Source organism: Aquisphaera insulae, assembly GCF_011064615.1.
Lineage (GTDB): Bacteria > Planctomycetota > Planctomycetia > Isosphaerales > Isosphaeraceae > Aquisphaera > Aquisphaera insulae.
In genome coordinates this window covers 37,897-63,746 of the sequence record NZ_JAALJH010000001.1, presented here as the reverse complement: position 1 = coordinate 63,746, position 25,850 = coordinate 37,897, and the positions used below count along the sequence as shown (strand labels likewise).

At 67.6% G+C, this 25,850-nt stretch carries 20 protein-coding genes; 11 read left to right on the top strand and 9 right to left on the bottom strand.

Features of this window, described 5'->3' with window-relative positions; translation table 11 throughout:
• Positions 1–35 precede the first annotated feature (35 nt).
• The gene (locus tag G6O54_RS00230) at positions 36–1,166 is read right to left on the bottom strand and encodes a zinc-binding metallopeptidase family protein (RefSeq protein ID WP_165219033.1); all 1,131 of its coding nucleotides are present in this window, start codon (positions 1,164–1,166) and stop codon (positions 36–38) included.
• Between the two features lie 159 nt (positions 1,167–1,325).
• The gene (locus tag G6O54_RS00225; protein ID WP_165219032.1) at positions 1,326–3,797 is read right to left on the bottom strand and encodes an MMPL family transporter; all 2,472 of its coding nucleotides are present in this window, start codon (positions 3,795–3,797) and stop codon (positions 1,326–1,328) included.
• 359 nt (positions 3,798–4,156) lie between these two features.
• Between G6O54_RS00225 and G6O54_RS00220 the strand changes: the two genes are divergently transcribed.
• Positions 4,157–4,564, top strand: coding sequence for a hypothetical protein (locus tag G6O54_RS00220; RefSeq protein WP_165219031.1), 408 nt, complete (start codon positions 4,157–4,159; stop codon positions 4,562–4,564).
• Between the two features lie 53 nt (positions 4,565–4,617).
• Here G6O54_RS00220 and G6O54_RS00215 read toward each other — a convergent pair whose 3' ends face one another.
• Both G6O54_RS00215 and rlmN read right to left on the bottom strand, forming a co-directional pair.
• Complete coding sequence (locus G6O54_RS00215; RefSeq protein WP_165219030.1) at positions 4,618–6,132, bottom strand: hypothetical protein; 1,515 nt, start codon at positions 6,130–6,132, stop codon at positions 4,618–4,620.
• Between the two features lie 243 nt (positions 6,133–6,375).
• A complete protein-coding gene (gene rlmN, locus G6O54_RS00210; RefSeq protein WP_165219029.1) occupies positions 6,376–7,410 on the bottom strand; it encodes a 23S rRNA (adenine(2503)-C(2))-methyltransferase RlmN in 1,035 nt (344 codons plus the stop codon).
• Positions 7,411–7,809: 399 nt separating this feature from the next.
• On the opposite strand from rlmN, the gene G6O54_RS00205 reads away from it, so the two are divergent.
• The 3 genes from G6O54_RS00205 to G6O54_RS00195 all read left to right on the top strand — a co-directional run bounded on the left by G6O54_RS00205 (position 7,810) and on the right by G6O54_RS00195 (position 11,348).
• On the top strand, positions 7,810–9,378 hold the full coding sequence (locus G6O54_RS00205) for a trypsin-like peptidase domain-containing protein (protein WP_165219028.1): 1,569 nt from the start codon (positions 7,810–7,812) through the stop codon (positions 9,376–9,378).
• A gap of 455 nt (positions 9,379–9,833) precedes the next feature.
• Positions 9,834–11,084, top strand: a complete 1,251-nt coding sequence (locus G6O54_RS00200) for an aminotransferase class I/II-fold pyridoxal phosphate-dependent enzyme (RefSeq protein WP_165219027.1) — start codon at positions 9,834–9,836, stop codon at positions 11,082–11,084.
• Between the two features lie 30 nt (positions 11,085–11,114).
• A complete protein-coding gene (locus tag G6O54_RS00195; protein ID WP_165219026.1) occupies positions 11,115–11,348 on the top strand; it encodes a hypothetical protein in 234 nt (77 codons plus the stop codon).
• A gap of 19 nt (positions 11,349–11,367) precedes the next feature.
• Here G6O54_RS00195 and G6O54_RS00190 read toward each other — a convergent pair whose 3' ends face one another.
• The 3 genes from G6O54_RS00190 to G6O54_RS00180 form a co-directional block, all read right to left on the bottom strand.
• Positions 11,368–12,468 (bottom strand): PIN/TRAM domain-containing protein, encoded by a 1,101-nt coding sequence (locus G6O54_RS00190; protein ID WP_165219025.1) that lies wholly within the window; start codon positions 12,466–12,468, stop codon positions 11,368–11,370.
• Between the two features lie 72 nt (positions 12,469–12,540).
• Positions 12,541–13,056: an HIT family protein gene (locus G6O54_RS00185; protein WP_250846631.1), complete on the bottom strand. Its 516-nt coding sequence runs from the start codon at positions 13,054–13,056 to the stop codon at positions 12,541–12,543.
• 236 nt (positions 13,057–13,292) lie between these two features.
• The gene (locus tag G6O54_RS00180) at positions 13,293–14,051 is read right to left on the bottom strand and encodes a S26 family signal peptidase (protein ID WP_165219021.1); all 759 of its coding nucleotides are present in this window, start codon (positions 14,049–14,051) and stop codon (positions 13,293–13,295) included.
• Positions 14,052–14,596: 545 nt separating this feature from the next.
• Between G6O54_RS00180 and fusA the strand changes: the two genes are divergently transcribed.
• The 4 genes from fusA to G6O54_RS00160 all read left to right on the top strand — a co-directional run bounded on the left by fusA (position 14,597) and on the right by G6O54_RS00160 (position 21,989).
• A complete protein-coding gene (gene fusA / locus G6O54_RS00175) occupies positions 14,597–16,687 on the top strand; it encodes an elongation factor G (protein WP_165219019.1) in 2,091 nt (696 codons plus the stop codon).
• A 619-nt stretch (positions 16,688–17,306) separates the two neighbouring features.
• A complete protein-coding gene (gene ppdK, locus G6O54_RS00170; RefSeq protein WP_165219017.1) occupies positions 17,307–19,982 on the top strand; it encodes a pyruvate, phosphate dikinase in 2,676 nt (891 codons plus the stop codon).
• 116 nt (positions 19,983–20,098) lie between these two features.
• On the top strand, positions 20,099–21,472 hold the full coding sequence (locus G6O54_RS00165; protein ID WP_165219015.1) for an MFS transporter: 1,374 nt from the start codon (positions 20,099–20,101) through the stop codon (positions 21,470–21,472).
• Between the two features lie 73 nt (positions 21,473–21,545).
• Positions 21,546–21,989 carry a hypothetical protein gene (locus G6O54_RS00160; RefSeq protein ID WP_165219013.1) on the top strand — a complete coding sequence of 148 codons (444 nt, stop codon included), beginning with the start codon at positions 21,546–21,548 and terminating at the stop codon, positions 21,987–21,989.
• On the opposite strand, the gene G6O54_RS00155 is transcribed toward G6O54_RS00160, so the two are convergent.
• Positions 21,906–23,306: a glycosyltransferase family 39 protein gene (locus G6O54_RS00155; protein WP_165219011.1), complete on the bottom strand. Its 1,401-nt coding sequence runs from the start codon at positions 23,304–23,306 to the stop codon at positions 21,906–21,908. The two genes, G6O54_RS00160 and G6O54_RS00155, sit on opposite strands and share 84 nt — an antisense overlap.
• A 254-nt stretch (positions 23,307–23,560) precedes the next feature.
• Here G6O54_RS00155 and G6O54_RS37670 point away from each other — a divergent pair, with 254 nt between their 5' ends.
• From G6O54_RS37670 to G6O54_RS00145, 3 genes are read left to right on the top strand one after another with little or no spacing between them, the layout of a single operon-like run.
• Complete coding sequence (locus tag G6O54_RS37670) at positions 23,561–24,343, top strand: protein-tyrosine phosphatase family protein (RefSeq protein WP_250846630.1); 783 nt, start codon at positions 23,561–23,563, stop codon at positions 24,341–24,343.
• Positions 24,309–24,911 (top strand): phosphatase domain-containing putative toxin, encoded by a 603-nt coding sequence (locus G6O54_RS00150; RefSeq protein ID WP_250846629.1) that lies wholly within the window; start codon positions 24,309–24,311, stop codon positions 24,909–24,911. The genes G6O54_RS37670 and G6O54_RS00150 overlap by 35 nt, the downstream gene beginning before the upstream one ends.
• A 45-nt stretch (positions 24,912–24,956) precedes the next feature.
• Positions 24,957–25,343: an acyl-CoA thioesterase gene (locus G6O54_RS00145; protein WP_165219007.1), complete on the top strand. Its 387-nt coding sequence runs from the start codon at positions 24,957–24,959 to the stop codon at positions 25,341–25,343.
• 32 nt (positions 25,344–25,375) lie between these two features.
• Here the strand turns inward: G6O54_RS00145 and G6O54_RS00140 are convergent, their stop codons facing one another.
• Entirely contained in the window at positions 25,376–25,849 is a 474-nt protein-coding gene (locus G6O54_RS00140; RefSeq protein ID WP_165219005.1) for a hypothetical protein, read from the bottom strand.
• Position 25,850 lies beyond the last annotated feature (1 nt).

Genomic DNA, 25,850 nt, shown 5'->3' with positions numbered 1-25,850 from the left:
CGGCGACGTCCTCCGCTCGCCTCCGCGGCTCGCCCCTAGACCGCGACCGGCTCCACCTTCACCCCCTGCACGGTCCCGGTCTGCCGGCCCACCTCGGCGGAAAGCCGCACGACCATGTGGACGAACCGCAGCTTCTCGAGGATGGGAGGGGCCAGGACGAACGGATAGGCGTCCTGGATTCCCATGCATCGGTTAAGGTTGTTCATAATATAGGTCAGGGCGAACCAGCCTTCCATCAGCTCGTCGAAGGTGAAGTCCTGGTAGCCGGCCCCCGCGGCCTTGGGCTTCCAGGTGGGCTCGTCGTCGCGACCCGGCTGGAGCGAGACGCCGGAGCGGATCGCCGAGTCCATGGTGGCCGTCATGTGCAGGTAGTGCGCCCACGACTCCGCCCAGTCTTCCCACGGGTGGGTGCTGGCGTAGGCCGAGATGAACCGCTGCGGCCAGTCGGGCCGCGGGCCGGCCTCGTAGTGCTTATTGAGGGCCTCGGCGTAGTCCTCGCGGTCGTCGCCGAAGAGGCGGCGGAACTCCTCGAGCTGGGCCGAATCCTTGATGAGGAGGTCCCAGTAATAATGCCCGACCTCGTGCCGGAAATGGCCGACGAGCGTGCGATACGGCTCGTGCATGTTGAGCCGGCGCTTCTCCCGCTCGGCGTCATTGGCCTCGGCGATGTTGATCGTGATCACGCCGTCGGCGTGGCCGGTCAGCACCTTCGGCTCGTCCGAGCCCTTCGGCGGATCGGCCAGGAAATCGAAGGCCAATCCCTTCTCGGGCTCCTCCGCCTTGGTGGGCACCGGGAGGCCCAGGTAGAGGAGCGTGTAGAGCAGCCGTCGCTTCGACGCCTCCAGCTTCGCCCAGGCCTCGACCGTGCCCGGCTGGCTCAGGTTGGGGATGACCCGGTCCAGCCGACACGACCGGCAGAACGGCTCGGGATCGTCGGCCGGGATGGCCCAGTTGCAGACATTGTCATTTGTGTAATTCTGGCAGAGTCGGTAGGTCGAGCCCTCGTTGCCCTTCCCGAGCGCCCGCCACTCGGTGCCGCCGGCCGGCTCCAGCGCGACCATCTCGATGCGGTCCGGGAGGAACGCCAGGGTGTGGCCGCAGTTCGTGCAGGCGAAGTTCTCGAAGAAGATGAGATGATCGCATTGTCCGCAGTGGAAGACCTTCATCGCGCGACTCGCGCCCCCGTGTCAAGTTGTTCGTCGGGCCTCTGGGCCGATCCGGAGACGACGACCGCGGCGGATCGCCTCGTCGGATGACCCGTGGATGGGGCAACACCAGTGGCAAATGGCGTTCCGAACCGGCCGTCCGAGGGGATCGCGTCCGGTTCAATCCTCGTAAATCTCGCCGAGACAGGAGTCGATGGCTTCGGGGTGGAGGCGCGAGGTATCCTCGCGAGCGATCCCCGCCGGTTCGAGCTGGGACCCCGGCGACGCGGCACGGAGCCCGGCATTCGGGGCGGGGGCCGGTCGGGTCGCGCGACGCTCGGCCCGGAGCCGGTCCATCATCACGACGAAGGCCGGGACCAGGATGGGGCGGACCAGGAACGTGTCGAGGAGGATCCCCAGGCCGAGGGCGAAGCCGATCTCCCGGAGCGAAGCGAGCTTGCCGGTCAGCATGGCGCCGAAGGTGCCGGCCATAATCAGGCCGCAGGAGCTGATGATGCCCCCCGTGTGGGCCACGGCCAGCCGGGTCCCCTCGGTCACCCCATGCTTCTCTTCCTCCTCGATGACCCGGGCCATCAGGAGGATATTGTAGTCCTCCCCGACCGCGACCAGGATCACGAACAGGAAGAACCCGACGGTCCAGTCCAGGCCGCCCCAGGGCTCGGTGCTGTGGTGGAGCGAGCGGAAGACCAGCTCGGTGACCCCCAGCGAGGCGAGGTAGCCGAGCACGACCGTGAAGATCAGGTAGAGGCAGATCCCCGGGCGGCGGAGGAGCGCGACCAGGATGGCGTACACGCCGAGCGTCACCAGGACGTACATCCGGCGCTGGTCCGCCGTCGTCACGGTGCGCAGGTCGTTGACGGCGGAGGTCGACCCCGCGAGCCCGATCTCGGTCGTGCCCTGGAGCGGCTGGCCCGGCCGGGCCGAGGTCACGAGGGCCTCACGGACCTGCTCGAGCCCCGCCAGGCTGGTCGGGGAGAACGGATCCGACCTGAAGACGATGTCCAGCCGCGTGATGTGGTTGAGGTCGGCCTTGTCGGCCGGCCGGGTGCTCACGTACCGCGAGTCCGCCACGGCCCGGAGGGCCTGGTCGGCCATCCGCTGCACCAGCGTCTTCTCCCCGTCGGGGATCGGCGGCCTTCCCAGAGGCTGGGTGAGCGACCGGACCTCGGCGACGATCGGGATCGCCACCAGCCTACGGGTCACCTCGCGGATCGCCTGCCGTCCTTCCTCGGAGCGGAAGTCCAGCCGTCCGCTGTGGACGAAGGCCGAGGTCGGGCTGAGCTCGCCGACCGCGAAGTACTTCCGGATCACGCTGGCCCCGACGACGCTCGGCCGGTCGGGATTGAGGTCCGCGAGCTGGCTGTAGTTCGCCGTCGTGCGGGCGCCCACGAACGCCAGCGGGAGCAGGGCGACCAGGCAGATCACCAGGATCGTCGCCGGGTAGGTCACCACCAGGTCGGCGACCCGGAACCAGAAGCTGGATCGCCACGAGAGCGACCGCGCCTCCTGCTCGACGTCCCGTCCCGGCTCGTGCCGGGGCGGCTTGAAGGGCCAGAAGATGGCGCCACGGAGCCATTTGAGGAGGATCGGAGCGAGCGTCAGGGCGGCGAGGAGCGCGACGGTGAGGCCGATCGCGATCGCCGGGCCCGTGTATCGGATCTTGGCGAAGCTCGAGAAGAAGAGCATGCCGAGGCCCACGATCACGGTCCCCGCGCTGGCCATGAGCGCCCCGCCCACCTGGGTGATGGCCTCACGCAGGGCGTCCGCCCGCGATCGCCCCCGGGCGAGCTCCTCGCGATACCTCGCGATCAGGAAGAGGCAGTAATCGGTGCCCGCCCCGAAGAGGACGACCACGAGGAAGACCTTGGTGATCGTGATCACCCGGAAGGAGAGCCATGGGACCTCCGTCAGGAGGGCGATCACCTTCATGGAGACGACGACCGAGAGCGCGATGGTCAGGAGGGGGATCATCGCCAGCAGCGGCGACCGATAGACGATCAGGAGGATGATCACGACCAGCGCGATCGTCATCGCGGTGGTGCTGTCGATGCTCGAGTTGGCGGCCGTGTTGATGTCGTGGCCGACGACCGCCGACCCCGAGACGACGCGCCGAAGCCCCTGGGGCAGGGGAGGCGAGCCGTCCAGATACTTGAGGATCTCGTCGACGGCGATCCGGGTCTTCCGCGACAGGTAGGTCCCCCGGAGCGAGACGATGGACAGCACCGCCTGCCCCGGATGGTCCGGGGACTTGCCGATCAGGCGAGGGCCGATCACGGGAGTGCGATGGGTGTCGATCTTCTTGACGCCCAGCTCCGGCTTCTCCTGGCTGAACTCGTGGAACTTCGCCACCCGCTCCTCGACGACGGCGAGGTCCGAGGGAGTTAGGGGACCATCCGCCCGTTCGTGGACCAGCACGACCTGGGAGCTGGCCGAGTCGAGCGGGAATCCCCGCTCGAGGAGCTCCTGGCCGATGACGCTCGGATAGTCGCGGGGGAAAAATCGGACATCGTCGTCCTGCGTGATCCTGTCCCAGAGGGGCGCGTACCAGTAGAGGAGAGAGGCAATCACCCCCCAGGCGATGAGCACGAACCAGGAGTGTCGCTGGACGAGCCGGGCGAGGATCGAAAACATGGGTACGCATTCTTCCCGAAGTTGGCGACGCGGCCGGGGGATGTCCGCCGCTTCGATCCCGCCGCGGCTCCGAACGCTCCGTGCCCCGAACTCGACGGATTCGCTCGACTTGACAAGCCCGAACATAGTGTTTCCCGCACCGGGTGTCAAAGCGGAAGCCGGCTCGGCCCGCCCGGCCCGGTCGCCCGGGCCCGCCCGGGCCACCTTCCACGCGTGATGCCGGAAAACCGCATCGCATCGATGCGTGTAGTCAGGTTTCCCCGCGGACTTGTCGGGGCGCATATTATGAGGTAGTAAAGCGATAGGTGCCTTGTCGAAAGGGCGCCTCCAATCCGGAAGTCGTGGAGGCTGATCATTCCGTGCGTGACAAACTGGCCCGTAAATTCCGAGAGAGCTGGACTGGCCGGCTGTCGCATTACCGGCAGCATCGCAACGATGAGCACCTCGCCGCGCTCTTCGAGGAGACGGTGCTGTACGTCGGCCTGCATCTGGAGGGTGACCTCTGCAAGTCCGACCTCTGGGGCGAGGTCCGCCTGGATCACACCGCGGCGATCCTCCTGTTCCTGGTCGACAAGGGCGTCGTGGAACGGTCCATCCGCCACGGCCGCCGCGTCTTCGAGGCTCTGCCGCACGCCGAGTCCTGGATCTCACAACAGCCCGCCCTTCGCCGGTTCCAGAAGGAGCTCCTCGAGCTCGTCTCGGCCGTCCGCCACGAGCTGACTCGGCGCTCGCATGCCCGCCGGTCCCGTCACGAGCCCCGGGCCTGAGCGAATCCCCGGATCGAATCGGGCGATCGACACGGCGATGAACGTTGGCCCGGCTATTCCCTTCGCGGCAGCTTGCGATAATCGAGGCCGCGGCCGACCGGTGTGTCCAGCCAAAGGGTGAGCAGGTCCCGGTTCTTCTGCAGCTCCCGCTCGCGGGGAGGCCGGTCCTGGGTTCGCTCGCTTCGCTCGCCTGCCGGGCCGCCTGATGCGACCCAGCGCCGGAACTCCTCGTTCGTCTCCGGGTCCTTGTCCTGCCGGAGCTCATGCTCCGCCCCAGGCGGCTTCGGATCCCTCACGTCGGCCGGCAGCGGCTCGTCCTCGTCCTCCGCGATCACGATCGGGGCGGGCTCCCAGCGGTCGGCCTCGACGAAGGCCGCCGCTTCGGGCTCGGGCTCGATGTCCGATGTCTCCCCATGACCCAGCTCCTCCTCACTCAGCAGCGAGGCGTCGAGCTCCGGTCCCCTCGCCCACGTGGGGGAGGGGACCGGAGGGCTTGCCCCGCTTGAAAAATCCGCCCGTTCGGGCTCGGGTTCGGGCTCGAGATTGGGCTCGACCGGATCGCGCGGGGCCAGGCCGGCGCCGCCGCGTTCCTTCCGGAGCTTGCGGAGCATCTCCAGGGTCTGCATCAGCTCGCGGCTTCGCGCGGCGACCGTGCGGCGATGGCGGTCCAGGTCGCGCTCGGCGGCGAAGGCCGCGGCGTCGTCATCAATCTCGTCATCGTCGTCGCCGAGCATGGCGGCGAGGCGGTCCATGCGGGCCTCGGCGTCGGCCAGGAGCAGCGACATGGCCTCCTCCTTCGTGGCCGGGGGCGCGGCGAAGGTCCACCACTGGCGCTGCTGCTCGTAGGTGCCGAACTCCTCGGCGCGGAGGCCGCGGAGGTAGTGGGCGTAGATCTCCCGGCTACAGCCGTCGAAGGCGACCTCGGCCGCGGCCATCACGGCGTTCAGGTCGAGGTCCCAGAACAGGTCGGTGACCTTGCGGCCGTGGAGCCGGATGAACCGATAGAAATCACCGACCAGCGGCTGCTTGCCGGCGACGAAGTAGGCCCGGATGGACCGCCACTGCTCGAGGAGCCAGCGGCAGCCCTCGCGTGTCTCCTCCAGGCCGGCGAGGCAGGAGGCCGGGTCATCTTGCCAGTCGGGGTCGCGGGTCTCGTGGGGCGAGAGCGGATGGAAGAGCTGGACGCCCAGGTCGCGGACGCGCCGGCTGCGGGCCTCGCTGGAATCGGTGCGGTCGATCCGAGGGCAGCGCCGCGCGCGGACGGTGTTGGCCAGGTGGGCAGACTCGGCCCGGTCGGAGCGTTCGAGCATCCAGGTGAGCCGGGCGGCGCGGACGAGGAGCGATCTCTCCAGGGCGTCGGCGGGCCGGCCGTCGCGGATGAAGTCGGCGACCAGGCGTGCGAGGTCCCTCGGATCCTCCTGGGGCAGGACCGGCATGGAGAGGATCTTCGATCGCTTGCCGTGAATCAGTCCGTTGAGCCGCGAGACCATCTTGCCGGCCTCGGTCTTCGGCCCGGTGCTCTTCCTGGCGTTGCGGCGGTTGGCCTCGATTCGGGCGTCGCTGATCATGGTGCCGGCCCTCGCAGGGGTGCAGTAGCGCGGGTGCGCGCGAGGACGGCGCCGTCGCGACGTCGTGCGGCGTCTTCGTCCTGCTCGCGGCTTCTACCTCAATACAATCCCGAAATCTCGCGGGCGAGTTTCACCAAAATGAGAGATCTGAGGAGGAGAATCAGGAAAGGCTCCATCCAACCCTCACCCGGTCGCCGGCTCGCGGATCGCAAAGGCGACGCCGGAGTCGGCCGCAGTCTCCATTCATCCCGCCCCCGCCAGCGTCCCGCAGGCGGCCTGGATGTCCTTGCCGCCGGAGTAGCGGCGGACGATTGGCTGGCCGACGTGGCGGGTGAGGGCATCGCGGAATGCCTTCAACTCGACGGCGTCCGGGGGATGGTACATGCCGGTCGGATCCGTGACCTCGATCAGGTCGACGCGGACCGGCGTGTCGCCGATCAGGGCGCCGAGCGCGCGGGCGTCCTCCTCGGCCATGTTCTGGCCGGAGATGCAGACGTAGGCGAGCGTGACCCGTTCGCGGCGGGCGAGCGCGTGCCGCCGCGCGGCAGCCATGACCTCGGCCACGGGCGTCCGCGCGGCGACCGGGACCAGGCGTTCGCGCTGGGCGTCGGTGGCAGCCCCGAGGGAGATGGCCAGCCGGTAGTTGTGGCCTTCGCGGGTGAACCGGTCGATCTCCGGCACGAGCCCCACCGTGCTGATGGTGATCGCCTTCGCCCCGATCGAAGCCCCCCACGAGCAGCGGAGGAGGTCGGCCGCGACCAGGACGTTCTCGTAGTTGAGGAACGGCTCGCCCATCCCCATGAAGACGACGCCGGTCGGCCGCCGGCCCGAGGCCCTCGCCATCTCCCGGGCCTGGAGGAACTGGTCGAGGATCTCCCAGGTCTTCAGGTTCCGCCGCCGGGTCATCCGGGCGGTCGCGCAGAAGCGACAGCCCATCGCACAGCCGACCTGGGAGGAGACGCAGATGCTGACCGCCCCGGGCTTGTGCAGGGGGATGATCACGGTCTCGAGGATGAGGTCATCCGCCGTCCGGAAGCTCAGCTTCTGGAAACCGTCCCTGGGGGAGACGATCGACCGCTCCAGCCGGAGCCGCTCGAGCGGGCCGACGGCCTCCATCAGCCGCCTGGGGATCTGGAGCGAGCTCATCCAGACCTGGGGGTCGAAGATCCCCCGGGCGAGGACCGCGGAGCTGAGCCGCCGACTGATCGGCGGGCCGACGCCGAGCGCCTCTGCCTCCCGCCGGAAGGCGTCCGGGGAGAGGTCTCGCGGGTCGATCACAGCGGCGGCCTCCCTGGCGGCTCGAGGAATCAAATCCGGGAAACGCTTGATACTTCAACCAGCGTAACGAAGACCCTAATAGACGGGAATGTCGCCGCGGTCGTCCATTCGGCCCGCTTCGATCCGTTCAAACTTTTTGACCGATCCAGCCAACCTTCCGCGAGGTCGCATCGTAGGAAGATGGAACCTGCCGAACACCGCCGGCCGGCCCCGTCAGTCAACTCTGAAGTGCCGTCCGTCGATGAGGTTATGACGTGTTCGCCGGAGCACGAAGGGTCCGCTCTCGACGATCCGGGATACCCGGATCATGGGTGAGGAACTTGATTTCCGCATGGACCGATTCGCGTTATGATGCCGGCGGACGGAAGATGGACTTCCAATCGAGGAGACGATCGAAGCATGAAGAAGAATCCTGTCGCGTGGGCCGCCCTGGTTGTCTCGTCCGCGGCCCTGGTGAGTTCCTCGGGTGCCTTGCGGCAGATGCCGGCGGCCCCCAACGTCCCGGCCGAGGGGCAGAAGACGGCGACGGCGCTCTCGCAGGCCTATGCGGCGGTGGCCGATTTCGTCCGGCCGTCGGTGGTCCAGATCACGGTGACGAAGAAGGCGGGCAAGATCCCGAACCTGCGGAACTTCCCGTTCCCCGGCCCCAACGGTCGCCGGCCCAACCCGAACAGCCCGAACAATCCCAAGGACCTCGAGGAGCTCCTCAAGCGGTTCTTCGGGCCCGATGGGCTGGTCGAGCCCCAGCAGTTTGGCCGCGAGGCGCACGGGACCGGCTCGGGCTTCGTCTACGACAATTCCGGGCACATCGTGACCAACAACCACGTCGTGAGCGACGCGGAGAAGATCACCGTCACCTTCCACGACGGCGTCGAGGCCCCGGCCACGGTGGTCGGCACCGATGACAAGTCGGACGTCGCCGTGATCAAGGTGGACGCGACGAACTACCCGGCCCTCCCGAAGGGGGACAGCACCAAGGTCAAGGTCGGCGAGCTGGTGATGGCGATCGGGTCTCCGTTCGAGCTCAGCCAGAGCGTCACGACCGGGATCATCTCCGCGACCGAGCGGAATGACGTCAAGATCAACGCCTACGAGTCGTTCCTCCAGACCGATGCGTCGATCAACCCGGGCAATTCCGGCGGCCCGCTCGTGAACATGAGCGGCGAGGTGATCGGCGTCAACTCGGCCATCGTCACCGGCGGCCGCGGCAACGACGGCATCGGCTTCGCGATCCCGATGGACATGGCCTCCAGCGTGGCCGATCAGCTCATCAAGCAGCAGGACCACAAGGTCCATCGCGGCGCGATCGGCATCGTGCTCGCTCCGCTGACGCCGAGCCTGGCCCGCCAGCTCGGGATCGACGCGGGGACCAAGGGGATCCTGGTCAGCGAGATCATCGCCGGTAGCCCGGCGGAGAAGGCCGGCCTCAAGCAGGGCGACGTGATCGTGGGGCTGGCGGGCGAGAAGATCGTCAGCCTGCCGACGTTCCGGCTCAAGGTCGCGGGCAGCCCCGTGGGCAAGTCCTTCGACCTGGAATACTATCGCGACGGCAAGCGGCAGACGGCGACCCTCACCCCGGCCCCCTTCGAGAGCGTGGCCTTCGAAAGGGAGAAGGAGCAGGGCCAGAAGGACGGCTCGCCGTCCGCCGGCCAGCCGAAGAGCTCCGCGATCGGCGACCTGGGCCTCGAGGTCCAGCCTTTGACCCCCGACCTCGCCAAGTCGCTGGACCTGCCGGCCGGCTCCACCGGCCTGCTGGTCAGCGAGGTGAAGGAAGGGAGCGCGGCGGAGGCCGAGGGGATCAAGGAGGGCGACCTGATCACCAAGGTCGTCAAGGATCGCAAGATCCAGCCGCTGGGGAGCGTGAAGGAGTTCCAGGAGCTGGCCTCGAAGGCCGATGAGGTCTCCTTCTACGTCCAGACCGGCAAGGATCCGGGCCGCTTCGTCACCCTGGCGAAGGCCAAGAAGTGAACAAACCCGTCCGGCGGCAGCCGGTCGAGTCCTGAAACGAAGAAGGGCGGCCGGGAGTGATCCCGGCCGCCCTTCTTCTCTATGAATATCCAGTTGCCCCGTGTCCGTGGGGCCAATCTCGTTGTAGTTGCGAAGTCGGTGGGGCCGTCTGGTGGTAAAGGGAGTATCGACGCGTCCGGGCCCGAAGTTTCCTCAAAAGTTGCGTGAAGGCAATCGCCCCGGATCCGGCCCCCCTCCGCGTGCCGTCGGCAGCGATTGCGCGGGAAACGTTCAAGATTCAAGTTCCCACGGCGGGCGCGTGAAGTATCATGAAGGGACCTGGAGGACGCGAGGACGGCGGCGCGACGGTCGCCCCGTCTCCACGGAGAACCTGGGGAACGGATCGACACTCGCGCCGGCACGGGTCGCGGCGAGCGGCCGGCCGATCCGCCCCGCGGCAGAGGACGACGCTGGCGATGCTGGACCCCACGACGAACCCGGGCTCCGAGGAGCATGAATCGACCGAACACTACGACCTCGAGGTGGCGCCCCGGGTCCGCAATCTCCCCGCCTACCTGTTCGGCAAGATCAACGAGCTGAAGTACCGCAAGCGGCGCGACGACGTCGACGTCATCGACCTGGGCATGGGCAACCCGACCGATCCTCCCTCGGAGGCCGTGGTCGACAAGCTCTGCGAGGCCGCTCGCGATTCCCGGAACCACCGCTACAGCGTGGCGACCGGCGTCTACAACCTGAGGCGCGAGGTCGCCGTCCGATACGAGAAGCGGTTCGGCGTCTCGCTCGACCCCGACCAGGAGGTCGTCGCCACGATCGGGTCCAAGGAGGGGTTCAGCCACATGTGCCTGGCCCTGCTCGGCCCCGGCGACACGGCGCTCGTCCCCGCGCCGAGCTTCCCGATCCACGTCCACGCGATCGCCCTGGCCTCCGCCAACGTGATCTCGCTGGACGTCCGCGACTCGCAATCGTTCCTCAAGAACATCGCCCGGGTCTGCGAGAGCCTCTTCCCCCGGCCCAAGATCCTGGTCCTGAACTATCCCCACAACCCGTCCTCGACCGTGGTCGACGAGGGGTTCTTCGAGGAGATCGTGGCCCTGGCGAAGAAGTACCGCTTCTTCGTGATCCACGACTTCGCCTACGGCGACATCGGCTTCGAGGGCTATCAGCCGCCGAGCTTCCTCTCCGTCAAGGGGGCCAAGAGCGTCGGCTGCGAGTTCACGACCATGTCCAAGGGCTACAACATGGCCGGCTGGCGGGTCGGCTTCGCAGCCGGCAACCGCGACATGCTCGGCGCCCTCAAGGCGATCAAGGGCTACTACGACTACGGCATCTTCCAGGCGGTCCAGGTCGCGGCCATCGTCGCCCTCCGCCACGGCGAGGAGGACCGGCTGGCGCAGGTCAAGGAATACCAGGAGCGCCGCGACGTCCTGGTCCGGGGCCTCCGCCGCCTGGGCTGGGACCCGATCGTGCCTCGGGCGGGTATGTTCGTATGGACACCCTTGCCGGAGCCCTGGAAATCCCAGACGGGATCGATGGACTTCGCCATGAAGCTGCTCGAGGACGCCAACGTCGTCGTCAGCCCCGGCCGGGGCTTCGGCGAGACGGGCGAGGGATTCCTCCGCCTGGCCCTGGTCGAGAATTCCCACCGGCTCCGCCAGGCCGTCCGGCAGATCGGTCGATGCCTCAAGGGGGAGCAGGCCGTCCATTGATCCTCGACGGCCACCGCGCGGGGGAGCGTGATGTTCGATTGCGCCTATTGCGAACGGCCGCTCCTCTGCGGCGACTGCGGGGTGCCCTTCGTGCCTGCCACGCCGGAGGAGTATGAGGCGCTCTTCCGGCGTGACGTCCCGGTCGCCTGCCGGGGTTGTCGCAAGGTCCTCGTCTGTCGGTGGTGCCGGACGCCTTACGACGGCCGCGAGGGGGATTCGGACGATCCGGACGACGACTCGGATCCCCCCGAGGCCGGAGACTGAGCGCGGCCCAGGACGGGTTTCAGGATGCCTGCGGCTTGCCCGAGGAGTGCTGCGGGCTCCCCTCGTGATGGCCCGGCGCGTTGGCCGAATTCACGCCGCGAGCCACGGGGCCGTCGATCCGCCCGAAGATCATCCGCCCGGCGCTCGTCTGGAGCACGCTGGTGACCGTCAGGCGGACGATCTCGCCGATGTGGAAGGAGCCCTGCTCGGCCACCACCATCGTGCCGTCGTCCAGGTAGCCGACCCCCTGGCCCTGCTCCTCGCCGCGCTTCATGAGCTTGACCTGGATCGCCTCTCCCGGGAGGACGATCGGCTTCATGGCGTTGGCCAGATCGTTGAGGTTGATGACCTCGACGCCCTGGATCTTGGCGATCTTGTTGAGGTTGTAGTCGTTGGTCACGACCTTGCCGCCGAGGTGCTTGGCCAGGATGACGAGCTTCTGGTCGACCTCGCGGACGCCGGCGAGCTCGGGCACCTCGGCGTCGTGGATCCGGACCTCGATGCCCGGCGACTTCTGGAGCTTGTTGAGGATGTCCAGCCCCCGGCGGCCCCGGTTGCGGCGGAGCTTGTCCGAGCTATCGGCGATGTTCTGGAGCTCCTGGAGGACGAACCGGGGGACCACCATCGGCTGGTCGAGGACCCTGGTCTCGGCGACGTCGGCGATCCGGCCGTCGATCACCACGGAGGTGTCCAGGACCAGGGGCCGCGCGCCCTTCACCTCCTTGGAGAACTCGACGTAGGGGATGATGAACCGGAAATCGTCCTTGGTCTGGAGGAGGGTCGAGACACAGATGTAGCACATCAGGATCATGAGGACGCTCGAGAAGGCCATGTGGACCTTCTGGTGGAGGTAGAGCTGCACCGCCGGCTGGATCGCGTCGTTCACCAGGTTGCTCAGGAACACCCCGACGATCACGCCGAAGTAGAGAGCGGAGATCGTCTGGATTCGCTTCCGGGGCGTCAGCGTGTCCGCCACGACGATGGCGATGGCGGCGATCATGACCCCGACGAAGACGAGATACGGGTTCGCCAGCTCGTTCTCGCCGACGATCTTCGCCATGCGGACGCCCAGGCCGGCGACCACGAGGATGAAGGTGGCCCGGATCAGGATCAGGAGCATGAGAGGGATGCCTCGCACTATTGAGTCAACCCGCAACCCGCATGAGCCATCCGTGCGGTGGGGGCCATCGGATCAGGAGTAGGAAAGCGAATCCTGGCCTAGTTCCTCGGCCAGTCTGTCATAAAACGCGTACAGGCTCTCGACGATTACTTTCGCATCTCCGAGAACCGGCATGAAATTGGTATCCCCGTCCCAGCGCGGCACGATGTGCCAGTGAAGATGCCCGGGTAGGCCGGCCCCGGCACTCTTGCCGAGGTTCAGCCCGATATTATAACCCTGAGGGCGGAGCATCCGATCGAGGATTCTGATCAACCCGCGGATCGTCTCGATCGGCGCGGTCAAATCCGGGCCGCTCAGCTCGTCCAGCCGGCCCCGGTGGACCCGCGGCGCGACCAGGAGATGGCCGTTGTTGTAGGGGTATCGATTGAGGACAACGATGGCGTGGTCGGCGCGATGGACGAGGAGGTTTGCCCGATCGTCCGACTCCTCGACCGCGCGACAAAGAAAGCACGAATCCTCGGAAGGTCCTCGTGCCGAGGAGTCGTGGATGTATTGGGCACGCCAGGGTGCCCAGATGCGATCATGCACGATCCAAGCTCTCCGAACCGAGCGGCCGATCCCGAGTTCCTTCGTTGACGGAATGTAGAAGGAAGAACTCGGGATGCGGAACAGTGACCCATCCAGGATACCAATCCGCCCTCGCCCGGCGTGGGGGTTCACGCATTTTTTGAGAGAGTGCATGTACCTGGGAGGGTAGGTCGAGCGTGGGGGGAGGACGACTCGCTACTCATTACGCAGCGGCGGCCCGGAGATGACGGCGAATTTCAGAGCAGGGACCGCTCCCAGAAGGGATAGCACTTGATCCAGGCGCGGCCGATGATCTGGTCGCGGCCGACGATCAGGATCGGAGAGCTGTCCGTCGATTCGTTGCCCGAGGCTTCCTGGCTGACGAGGAGATGGCCCCTGGGGATCGAGAATCGCCAGCCCTCGGGATAGTAGGGGAGCATCCCCGGGTGGGCGGGGACGTCCAGGCCGTCGATCTTCCAGCGACGTCCCGTCCACTCCACCTCCTGCCCCTCGGTGGCGAGGACGCGGCCGGCCCGGTCCGGCTGCTGCGGGGAGTGGCGAAACCAGACCCATTCCCCGCGGCAAGGGGTCGCCGTTCGGTATGCCAGGAGGTTGACGAGGTAGCGCGCCCCGAGATCGGAGGAGCGGGCCGGGTAGGCGACGAGGAAGAGCGAGACGGCGATGGGGAGATACACCGCGGCGGCGAGGCTGAGCGCGGAGGCCGAGACGGCGACCAGCGGCCGGAAGACCGGGAAGGCCAGTTGGCGGAGGACGTCGATCGACGATGCGAGGTGGGTCAGGAAGGCGAGGCCGAGGAACGCCCAGCCCAGGACGGTGCCCCAGCAGAAGACGCTCATCATCAGGGTGGCCAGGAACGAGCCGAGGAGCACGAGCCCGCGGTCTCGCTGGGACCATCTCCACTGGGCGACGCCCGGCAACAGGTCGGCGAGGATGGCGTGGCGATTCGAGGCTCGGCTCGGAGGAGGCCCGCCGGGGGAGCGGAACGGGGCGGCCATCGGGCGGTCTCCTCGGGGCGGGACGAGGGGGGAGGGAGCGTCCTCCCGTGGTCGCCGTCCGGATCGGAATCCGGACGGGGTGGCGGCACGAGAGCCCGGCATCAATCTTCAACGAATTCTAATCGGGTTCGATCCGAAAGTCTCTCAGCTTCCTGCCAGAATCGGACGCGGAAGGAGCTACTTGGGGCAAATAGGCGACACTCCCCTCGCCTCCGGCCGCGCCGGGTTCGATCCGCCCGCCCGATTTCCGGGGAAGCGGTTCGAGGGGAGGGATCGGCGGTGCGGTCTTGACGCGGAAGTGCACGGGGGTATGATAGTTTACCCTTAGCTCTAGCCTTCCCGTACTCTTCCGATGCGCCACACCAAGATGGATTAGCGTGCCTGATCGACGATCCTGGTGTGCCTCATCTCCGATTCCCGGCATGCCTCGCAACCCGTGCTGGAACTGCGGGTTGGTCCTCCCCGGGTTCTCTTCTCTCTCGCGTGGCTCGTGGCCCGGGTGAAGGGCGTTCCACCCCTCACTCGCGGCTGAGTAGACCTGGACCATGGAAAACCTGAGAAACGTCCGCAATATCGGCATCTCCGCCCACATCGACTCGGGCAAGACCACGCTGACGGAGCGCATGCTCTATTACACGGGCCGCACCCACGTGATCAAGGAAGTCAAGGGTGAAGGCGCCGTGATGGACCACATGGAGCTCGAGAAGGAGCGAGGGATCACGATCACCTCGGCCGCCACGACCGTCCACTGGGAAGACAAGAAGGTCAACATCATCGACACCCCGGGCCACGTCGACTTCACGGTCGAGGTGGAGCGGTCGCTCCGGGTGCTGGACGGGGCCGTGCTGGTCCTCTGCGCCGTGGCCGGCGTCCAGAGCCAGTCGATCACGGTCGACCGCCAGATGAAGCGGTACGCGGTCCCCCGGATCGCCTTCATCAACAAGATGGACCGGACGGGAGCCAATCCGGCCAACGTCATCAGCCAGCTCGAGAGCAAACTCGGCCTGACCACGATCCCGCTCCAGATCCCGATCGGGGCCGAGTCGAACTTCGCCGGCATCATCGACCTCATCGAGCGGAAGGCGATGTACTTCGACGGCGACAACGGCGAGAACATCCGCCTCGAGGAGATCCCGGCCGAAATGGTCGAGGCGGCCGATCGCGCCCGCCAGGGGATGCTCGAGGCCCTCTCGATGGTCTCCGACCAGATCATGGAGCTGCTCCTCGAGGAGGCCGAGGTCCCGATCGACCTGATCCACAAGACGATCCGCGAGGGGACGATCGCCCAGCAGATCTGCCCCGTGATGGTCGGGTCCGCCTACCGCAACAAGGGGGTCCAGCCGCTCCTCGACGCGGTCAATCGCTACCTCCCCAGCCCGCTCGACCGCGAGGTCTTCGCCAAGGACAACAACAACGGCATGGCCGAGGTCCCCCTCGCCTCCGACCCCGACGCGCCCCTCGTCGCCATGGCGTTCAAGCTCGTCGAGGAGTCGTTCGGCCAGGTCACCTACATGCGGATCTACCAGGGGACCCTCAAGAAGGGGACCTTCTACTTCAACAGCCGGCAGCGGAAGCGGGCCAGGATCAGCCGGATCCTCCGCGTCCACGCCGACCAGAAGGAAGACATCGATTCGGCCGGCGCCGGCGACATCGTCGCCGTCATGGGCGTCGAGTGCGCCACCGGCGACACCTACTGCGAGGAGGACTCGAACCTCTCGCTCGAGAGCATCTACGCCGCCGAGCCGGTCATCGACCTCTCGATCCAGCCGGCCAAGCGGGCCGACTACGACAAGCTCTCCAAGGCCCTCAATCGCTTCATGCGTGAGGACCCGACGTTCCGCGTCCACGTCGACCCCGAGACCAGCGAGACGATCATCTCGGGCATGGGCGAGCTCCACCTGGAGATCTACGTCGAGCGGATCCGTCGCGAGTACAAGGTCGAGTGCAGCGTCGGCGCCCCCAAGGTGAGCTACCGCGAGGCACCGACCCGCGAGACGGCCTTCAATTACAAGCACCGCAAGCAGACCGGCGGCTCCGGCCAGTACGCCCACGTCGTGGGCGCCCTGATCCCGCTGCCGTCCGACGCCTCCGAGCCGTTCGTCTTCGAGAACAAGGTCACCGGCGGCCGGATCCCGACCGAGTACATCCCCTCGGTCGAGAAGGGCTTCCGCGAGTCGCTCCGCAAGGGCCCCGTGGCCGGCTACGAGGTCATCGGCGTCCACATGCGGCTCGATGACGGCTCCTACCACGACGTCGACTCCTCCACGATGGCCTTCGAAATCTGCGCCCGGGACTGCTTCCGCGAGACCTTCCGCAAGGCCGATCCGGTCCTCCTGGAGCCGATCATGAAGGTCGAGGTCGAGATCCCGACCGAGTTCCAGGGGCCCGTCACCGGCGCCATCTCCTCCAAGCGGGGCGTCATCCTGGGCACCGAGAGCCGGTCCGGATACACCGTCATCACCTCGGAGGTCCCCCTCTCGGAGATGTTCGGCTACTCCAACGACCTGCGGTCCTCCACCCAGGGCAAGGGCTCCTTCAGCATGGAGTTCCTCAAGTACCAGAAGCTCCCCTCCCGGTTCCAGGAGGAGATCGTCAAGAAGGTCCAGGCCGAGGCCAAGGCGACGGCCAAGGCGTGAGCCGACGACCCATGCGAGGCCGATTCACTCGGGGGCCGACCGGATTTCCGGTCGGCCCTTTCGCATGAAGTCGGCCCCGGACCTCACCGGGCCGCATGATGTACCGACCGGCGATGCCACGCCCACCGAACCGTCCGAGTCACGGGCTCCTCGACGCCGCGGTCGGCAATGGCTGGGTCGGCCCCAACGACGGGGTGACCTTCCTCCGGAATAAGAACGCCCGGGGATCGGGGCCGATCAGGTCGGCTGGGCCTTCCGGACGTCTCTCCTGGAGGTCACTCGGGCGCTGGCCTGGATCCTGCTCGAGTTGCCATCCGCGACCTTCGGCCCGTCCGCGGGGGGCCATCACCTCGATCCTCGCCGTCCACCCGCTCCGCGTTGCGGGAGATCGCCGGGCGGTCGACCGATCCCCCGGTTGCTTGCCCTGAGTCCAACGCGCATACCGGGTTCAGGCACGAGGCCGGTGGATCCTTGACTTGCCCCGCCGGGGACGTTAAGTTGGTACTTTATAAGGGATTACGATCTGATCATGCCCCGATCCAGGGGCAGTCGTTCGGGGTGTGCGCGAAGACGCCGCCGCCTCGACCTTTGTGACCCGTTCCAGGAGCCTGCCAGTACGATGTCTACGCATCCGAAATATGTCTATTCCTTTGGTGGTGGCAAGGCCGACGGCCGCGCCGACATGAAAGAGCTGCTTGGCGGCAAGGGTGCCAATCTCGCGGAGATGAGCTCGATCGGGATCCCGGTCCCGCCCGGATTCACGATCACGACGGAAGTTTGCCACGACTACTACGAGGCCGGTCGGAAGCTCCCGGAGTCGGTGAAGCCGGAGGTCGAGGCGGCGCTCAAGAAGGTGGAGGAGCAGGTCGGCAAGAAGTTCGGCGACGCCTCCGATCCGCTGCTGGTGAGCGTCCGTTCTGGTGCGGCGCTGTCGATGCCCGGCATGATGAACACGATCCTCAACCTCGGCCTGACGGACGCGGCGGTCGAGGGCTTCGGCAAGAAGACCAACAACCTGCGGCTCGCCCTGGATAGCTATCGCCGGCTGATCGACATGTTCGGCTCCACGGCCATGGGGGTTGAGCACGAGCTGTTCGAGCACGAGCTGACCGGGCTGAAGAAGGAGAAGAAGGTCAAGGAGGATACGGAGCTGACCGCGGACGACCTCAAGGAGCTGGTCAAGCGGTACAAGGCGGTCTATCAGAAGGCGGTCGGCGAGCCGTTCCCGCAGGATCCCAAGGACCAGCTCTGGAAGGCCATCATGGCCGTCTTCAATAGCTGGATGGGGAACAAGGCGGTCGAGTACCGGCGGATCGAGCGGATCACCGGGCTGAAGGGGACCGCGGTCAACGTCCAGGCGATGGTCTTCGGCAATACCGGCGACAACTCCGGCACCGGCGTCGCGTTCACCCGCGACCCGAACAACGGAGAGAACACGTTCTACGGCGATTACCTGATCAACGCCCAGGGCGAGGACGTGGTGGCGGGCATCCGCACGCCGGAGCCGATCAGCCGGCTCCACGAGGAGATGCCCAAGGTCTATGACCAGCTCATGGACATCCGCCAGAAGCTCGAGAAGCACTACAAGGAGATGCAGGACATCGAGTTCACCGTCCAGGACGGGACGCTCTACATGCTCCAGACCCGGACCGGCAAGCGGACCGGGACCTCGGCCGTCCGGATCGCGGTCGAGCTCGTGAAGGAGGGCCTGATCGACGAGAAGACGGCCGTCCAGAGGGTCAACCCGGAGAGCCTGAACCACCTGCTCCTGCCCCAGCTCGACCCCAAGAGCAAGAACAAGCCGGTCGCCCAGGGCATCGCCGCCAGCCCCGGCGCCGCCTCCGGCAAGATCATCCTCACGGCCGAGGCCGCCGTGGAGTTCGCCGAGAAGCACCCCGACGAGCCGATCATGCTCGTCCGCAAGGAGACGAGCCCGGAGGACGTCGCCGGCATGCACCTGGCGAAGGGCATCCTGACGTCGACCGGCGGCAAGGCCAGCCACGCGGCGGTCGTCGCCCGCGGCTGGGGCAAGCCCTGCGTCGTCGGCTGCGAGGCGATCAAGATCGACGAGAAGGCGGGCACCGTCACGATCGCCGGCAAGACGCTGAAGGTGGGCGACTACATCACCATCAACGGCACGACAGGCGACGTCATGATCGGCCAGGTCGAGACGATCGACCCGTCGGTCTCCGGCGACTTCGCCGTCCTGATGGGCTGGGCCGACAAGGCGCGGAAGCTCAAGGTCCGGACCAACGCCGACACCCCGGCCGACGCCGCCAAGGCCCGCGAGTTCGGCGCCGAGGGGATCGGCCTCTGTCGGACCGAGCACATGTTCTTCGGCGACGAGCGGATCGTCGCCATGCGGAAGATGATCCTCGCCGACGACACCAAGGGCCGCGAGGCCGCCCTGGCGGCACTCGAGCCGTTCCAGAAGAAGGACTTCGTCGGCATCTTCGAGGCGATGGACGGCCTCCCGGTCACCATCCGCCTCCTCGACCCGCCGCTCCACGAGTTCCTGCCGCACGACGCCAAGGGGCAGGAGACGGTCGCCAAGGAGCTGGGGATCCCGGTGCAGAAGGTCAAGGACCGCGTGGAGCAGCTCCACGAGTTCAACCCGATGCTCGGCTTCCGCGGCTGCCGGCTGCCGATCGTCTACCCCGAGATCGGCGACATGCAGGTCCGCGCGATCATCTCGGCGGCCATCGACGTCAAGAAGGCGGGCAAGAGCGTCCTGCCCGAGATCATGATCCCGCTCATCGGCACCGTGGCCGAGCTCAAGATCCTCAAGGAGCGGGCCATCAAGCTCGCCGACGAGCTGATCAAGGCATCCGGCCAGAAGGTCGAGTACCTGGTCGGCACGATGATCGAGATCCCGCGTGCCGCCCTGGTGGCCGACAAGGTCGCCGAGGAGGCCCAGTTCTTCTCGTTCGGCACCAACGACCTGACCCAGATGACGTTCGGCTTCAGCCGCGACGACATCAAGTCGTTCATGGGCACCTACCTCAAGGAGAAGATCCTCCCCGTCGACCCGTTCCAGTCGATCGACGTCGAGGGCGTGGGCCAGCTCATTGAGTGGGGCGTCAAGAGGGGCCGCGAGGGCCGCAAGGCGAAGCACAACGAGCACCTCAAGGTCGGCATCTGCGGCGAGCACGGCGGCGATCCCGACAGCGTGGTGTTCTGCCACAAGGTCGGCATGGACTACGTCTCTTGCTCCCCGTTCCGCGTCCCCATCGCCCGGCTCGCGGCGGCCCAGGCGTCGCTCGCCGAGGGGGGCAAGATCGCCCGCGACAAGTGACGGCCCGGCGGCAATCCGCCTGAAGTCTTGCCGTGCCCGTTAGAATGAAGAGGCCGCCCGGGACCATACCGGGCGGCCTTTTTCGTCTCCGACACGGTGCCCACCCGGAGGGATGAATGCCGCCAGAGGGATCGCCGATCGACGCCCCCGGTGCCCGCAACGAGCTTGCCGATCCGCCACCAAGCGCCCCCCCGTCCGACGGACTCCAGCGGCCCGAGGTCTTCCTGCTGCTGATCCTCGCCGCGGTCCAGTTCATCAGCATCGTCGACTTCATGGTCGTGATGCCCCTGGCCGCGCAGCTCGAGCGCCGCCTCCACCTGAATACCAGCCAGTTCGGCCTGATCGTCTCCGCCTACACGCTGAGCGCCGGATTCGCCGCCGTCCTCGCCTCGGCCATCCTGGACCGCTACGACCGCAAGCGGGCCTTCCTGGTCCTCTTCGCCGGCTTCCTGCTGGGCACCCTCTGCTGCGGACTGTCCGGCAGCTACGCGACGCTCATGCTGGCCCGGATCGTGACGGGCGCCTTCGGCGGGATCCTCGGCGGCATGGCGCTGGCCATCGTCGGCGACGTCTTCCCGGACTCGCGGCGAGGGCGCGCCACCGGGGTCCTGATGTCGGCCTTCGCCCTGGCCTCGGTGCTGGGCGTTCCGATCTGCCTCGACCTCGGCAATCGGTTCGGCTGGCAATTCCCGTTCCTGGCCCTGGCCGCGCTCGGGGTGCCGATCCTGGCGCTGGCCGCCCGACAACTGCCATCGATGCGAGGGCACATGGCGGGGCAGGGGCGTCCCGATCCGCTCCGCCAGATCCTCGAGACGTTCAACGAGCCGAATCACGTCCGGGCCTTCGCGTTCACCTTCACGCTGATGGTCGGCGCCTTCCTGGTCATCCCCTACATGAGCCTCTACCTGGTGAAGAACGTGGGCATCACGGAGTCGCAGCTCACGTGGGTCTACTTCACCGGGGGCGTCCTCTCGCTCTTCGGGGCGCCCATCTCCGGCCGGCTGGCGGACCGCCTGGGCAAGCCGCTCGTGTATCGCGCCATGGGCCTGGCCGTCGCCGTCATGATGCTCCTGATCACGAACATGCCGAGGGTGTCGCTGGCGCTGGCCGCGGGCTGTGCGGGGCTCTTCATGTTCTTCAACTCCGGCCGGATGGTGGCCGGCATGGCGATCGTGACGGGGAGCGTGGAGCCGCGCCGGCGTGGTGGGTTCATGAGCGCCAACTCGGCCGTCCAGCACCTGGGGGCCGGGATCGGGGCCTGGCTCGGCGGCCTGATCACCGGCCCGGGGCCGAATGAGTCGATCACGCGGTACAATCTCGTCGGGCTCCTCGGCATCCTGGCGACGATGATGACCCTCTGGCTGGTGGGGAGGATCACGGTCCTGGCCGACTTCTCGCCCGGGCCGGTGATCGCCGGGACGGATCGAGCGGCCGGCTCCCCCGCAGTTCGGCGGGATGGCCGCGAATATTCGGCTCCCGGGAGCGAATGAAAGGTAAAGTCCCTCGAGCCGGCCGCCCCGCTTGCCCGCGCCCCCCACGCTCCCTTCATGAAAGGTACGATCGATGAACGAGGGGATTCTGATCCCGATCTTCGCCCTGCTGGTTCCGATCGTCGTGGCCCCCACGGGGATCATCATGAAGTATCGGCAGAGGAAGCGCGAGATGCTGCATCGGGAGCGGATCCGGGCCATCGAGCTGGGCATGCCGGTCCCCCCCGGCGACCACGGCCTGGGCCTGTCGATCCCGGTCATCGGAGGATGCGTCCCGATCGCCGCGATCCTCGGCGCCCTGCTGCTCTCCATGTTCCTGTTTCGAGCGGAATCGGATGCGATCCCCATGGTCGCGATCGTCTGGGCCTTCGCCACGGCGATCAGCGTCGCCGCGCTGGTGACGGCCCTGATCCTGGGCTACCTGGCCGCCCGGTCAAGCCGCCCCGTCGAGCAGCCCGCCTCGTTCAAGTCCGTCTACGATCCCGACGCCTACGACGTCGTGAGCAGCCGCGGCTGAGCCCCAGGGGACGCCGAAGGGCAGTGCACCCGCGAGCCCCGAGCCGGCGATGACGGCCATCAGGGGCTCGAGCGGGACGTGGAACCGCGCGGAGACGATCGTCAGGGCGTGGAAGGCGGCCACCAGCCCGGTGGTCGCCAGCAGGGGCAGCAGCCGACGTCGGACATCTCGACCGCAGGCGGCCAGCCCGGCCAGGGACAGGGCCAGCAGGCCGCACTGGCTGGCGCGGTAGACCATGGAACGGGCCTTGGGATTGGTCTCGTCGAAGAGCCAGAAGTAGCGGAGTCGACGGAGACAGAGCTGCGGGTATCGCCACGGTTGCCGGCGGAGGTCGGCGAGTGCCCTCCGCAGGAGGATCCGCGAGCGCTCCGGCTCGGTCACGCGACCGAGCAGGCTGCGATCCTCGTTGGTGAGGGCGATGTCGTCGATGTAGCCCGCCTCATGGCGGGCCTTCCAGAGGGTGCGGTTCCAGGCCGCGAGGCCGGTCTCCCCGGTCTTCCCTCCCAGGGTCGTCTCCACCGAGGCACGCACGACCTTGTCCGTCCCCTCGCTGATCGCGCAGTTCCCCTGCCAGAAGGCATAGCCGAATGTGCTCTTGATCGCGACGAACTCACCGTGGACGAGGGCGTTGCGGGCGATCCAGGGCGAGACCCCGGCCGCGGCGACGCCCAGCATCAGGGCCGAGAGCCGGAGGGCCGGGGCCCGCTCGCGGCCGAGGAAGACCGCAACGAGCATGCCCGCGGCGACCAGGCCGAGGATCGGATCGGTTAGCGCCGTGAGCGCCAGCAGGCTCCCCGCGGTGACGGCATCGCGGGGACGGCCGGTTTCCGCCAGCCGGAGCGCGGAGGCGAGCGCCCAGGTCACGAGCGTGGCGCCGAGCAGGGCGACCTGGACGTGGGTCGCGGCATACACGAGGGTGGGATGGAGCGCGGCGAGGAGCCCCGCTGCCAGCACGGCCCGGGGATGATCGCCGGCGATCCGGCGGGCGAGGACCATCACGCCGAGCGTGAGCACCCCGCCGAGCACGGCCTGGCCCAGCTCGAGGATCAGGAGCGATCGGGGAGTCTCAACCCCGCCGATGAGGTACGCCACGGCCACGATCGAGGGATAGACTGGCGCCTGCTGCGACGTGGGGCCGTCGGCGCCGAGGAAGCGGGTCGAAAAGCCGCGACCGGCGATCAGGTTGGCCGCGATTTCCCCGTGTTCATAGGTGCTCCGCGGGACGAGATGGCTCTGGAGGAGCAGGACGCCCGCAGCTCGAACGAAGACAGCCAGGAGGACGATCGCCGTCCACAAGGGCCCGATTCGGCTCGCCATGTTCCGCGTCTCCCTCCGCGTCCCTTCCCCGACCTTCCCGACCGATTCCGGATTCTGCGAGGAACCGACCGGAACGTCAACGCGAGGATGGGCGACTCGACGGGCGGGTTGGCCTTGCCCGGATCCGGTCCCAGGCTAGAATCCCCCGCGAGGCCATCGAGGCGATCCCGCGCCTCGACGGCTCCTCGTTCCGGCCGCCAGGAAGGCTGTAGCCGGGTGTAAGAGGCGATGAATCTCGGGCGAGGAACGCTCGCGTGAAGCAACCGTTCCGGTTCAAATTCGGCCTGGCTGCCGGTCTCGCGACGCTCGTCGCGGCGGTGGTCGGTGTCGCCCTCAATCGCGACATCTGGCTCGAGAAGCGTGTGAAGGTCGTCGTCCCCGGCCGGCTGGTCCGCGGTGCCTGGCAGACGCCCGGGCCGCTCGGACGGATCATCGAGCGGGAGAAGATTCGAACGGTCGTGAGCCTGACGGCGATCAACTCGACCGATCGGAAGTTCGTCGGACAGGAGCAGGTGCTCCGCGACCGGGGCGTCCGCTGGCTGATCATCCCGATGCGAGGATCGCGGGCGACGCCGGAGCAGATGGCCCTGGCGGCCGACCTGCTCGCCGACCCGGACGCGCAGCCGGTCTTCTTCCATTGCGTGGCGGGACACCACCGGACCAGCCTCGCCCACGCGGCGTACCTGATCCGCCATCAGGGATTCTCCGCGGAAGCGGCCTGGCGAGAGATCTCGACGCTGCCGTGGAGCCGGCCGGACTCGGTCGTGGATCGCAACGATCGGTTCCTGATCGAGGAATTCGCGAGGATGCAGTCCACGCTCGCACCCTCGCGCGAGCATGGCGTCTGGGAGATGGGGCATGATAGCTGGTCGCAGGCGGCTCCGAAGGATCCTCGCGGTTCTCACGACGGTCTTGCTGGCCCCGGCGGCGTGGATCGCGTGGAACCAGGCGACGCACAACTTCGCGGTGGTCCGGCCGGATCGGCTGTTCCGGTCGGGACAGATGCCGCCGAACGCGCTGGCGCGGACGCTTCGTGAGCAGCACATCCGCACGGTGCTGAACCTCCGAGGGTCGAACCCTCGCGAGCGTTGGTATCGGGATGAGCTCCGGGCGACGCTCGACGCGGGGGCCACGCAGGTCGACATTCCCCTTTCGTCCTGCGTCTGGATGTCGCGGATCCAGCTCCGGACGCTGGTGAAGATCCTCGAGTCCAGCGAGTACCCGCTGATCGTCCATTGCGCCTGGGGCTCGGAACGGACCGGTCTCACGGCCGCGATCTCCGAGCTGCTCCGCCCGGGAGGGACGATCGACTCCGCGCGGGCCCAGCTCGCGATCCGATACCTGTACGTGCCCCTCGGCGACGGCAAGATCATGGGGGAACTCGTCGAGCAGTATGCCGGCTGGGTCCGGGAGCGAGGGCTCTCGCACGACCCGTCGGTCTTCCGCCGATGGGTGGAGTCGGGGTATCTTCCGGGGAAACCGAGCCGCGAGGCGTGGCCCTATGACCCGACCCCCCTCTCGGTGGTGACGCGGCCCGGGCCGGCCGATCGGTCGATCGCGACCGGCCCGCCTGGCTCGTCGCCCGGCCGGGCGGAACGGCGCTGAGGTGTGGGTATCGGGGGAGCCGGAGAGGCAGGAGATCGTCGGAGCATGAGCGACATCATCGAGCACGCCACCGAGATTCGCGTCCGGTACGCCGAGACCGATCGCATGGGGCTGCTCCACCACGCGAACTACTTCGTCTACTTCGAGATGGGCCGGACCGAGCTGCTGCGGGCTCGGGGGCTGACCTACAAGGAGGTGGAGGACGCCGGCCACTTCCTGGTGATCATCGAGATCGCCTGCAAGTTCAAGCGACCCGCCCACTACGATGATCTGCTCACCCTCAGGACGACGGCGGCCCGGGTGACCCACGTGAAGATCGTCCACGAGTACAGGCTCTATCGAGGCGAGACGCTGCTCGCCGAGGGGCACTCGGTCCTCGCCTGCGTCGATCGCGCGGGCAAGCCGCAGGCGCTGCCGGAACTGCTCCGGTGATCGGGGACGACTGACGGCGCCCCCGGGGGATCTCAGCCCTCGTCCTTGATCGGTTGTCCGAAGATCGATTCGGCCTCGGCGATGATGTCGTGGAGGAGCGCCTCGGCCTCGGCCTCGGGGATGCCCATCAGCTTTCGGGCCTGGTCCAGGCGGTGGTGCTCCTCGGCGGTGAAGACGCGGTTCGCGACCGCCTTCCTGACCAGCAGCGAGAGGGCCTCGAGCTGACGATCGTGGATCCAGGCCGGCTCCAGGTGGAGCGCCTGGGCGTCGTTCATGAGGTCGGCCCAGCGGGGCTGAGAGGCCGGCAGCTCGTCGACGATCCGCTGGAGCCGCTTCTGCCACTGGGACCGATCGTAATCGAGCGCGTCATGACCTGCCGCCCCGTCCGCCGTCGAGTCCTCGTCCTCGAGCCCCCACAGGTCGCGGATCCGCCGCCTGGCGTCCTCGTCGGCCTCCGTCCGCGCCTCGTGCGTCAGGACGCGCTTCAGGGCGTTGAAGAAACCCATG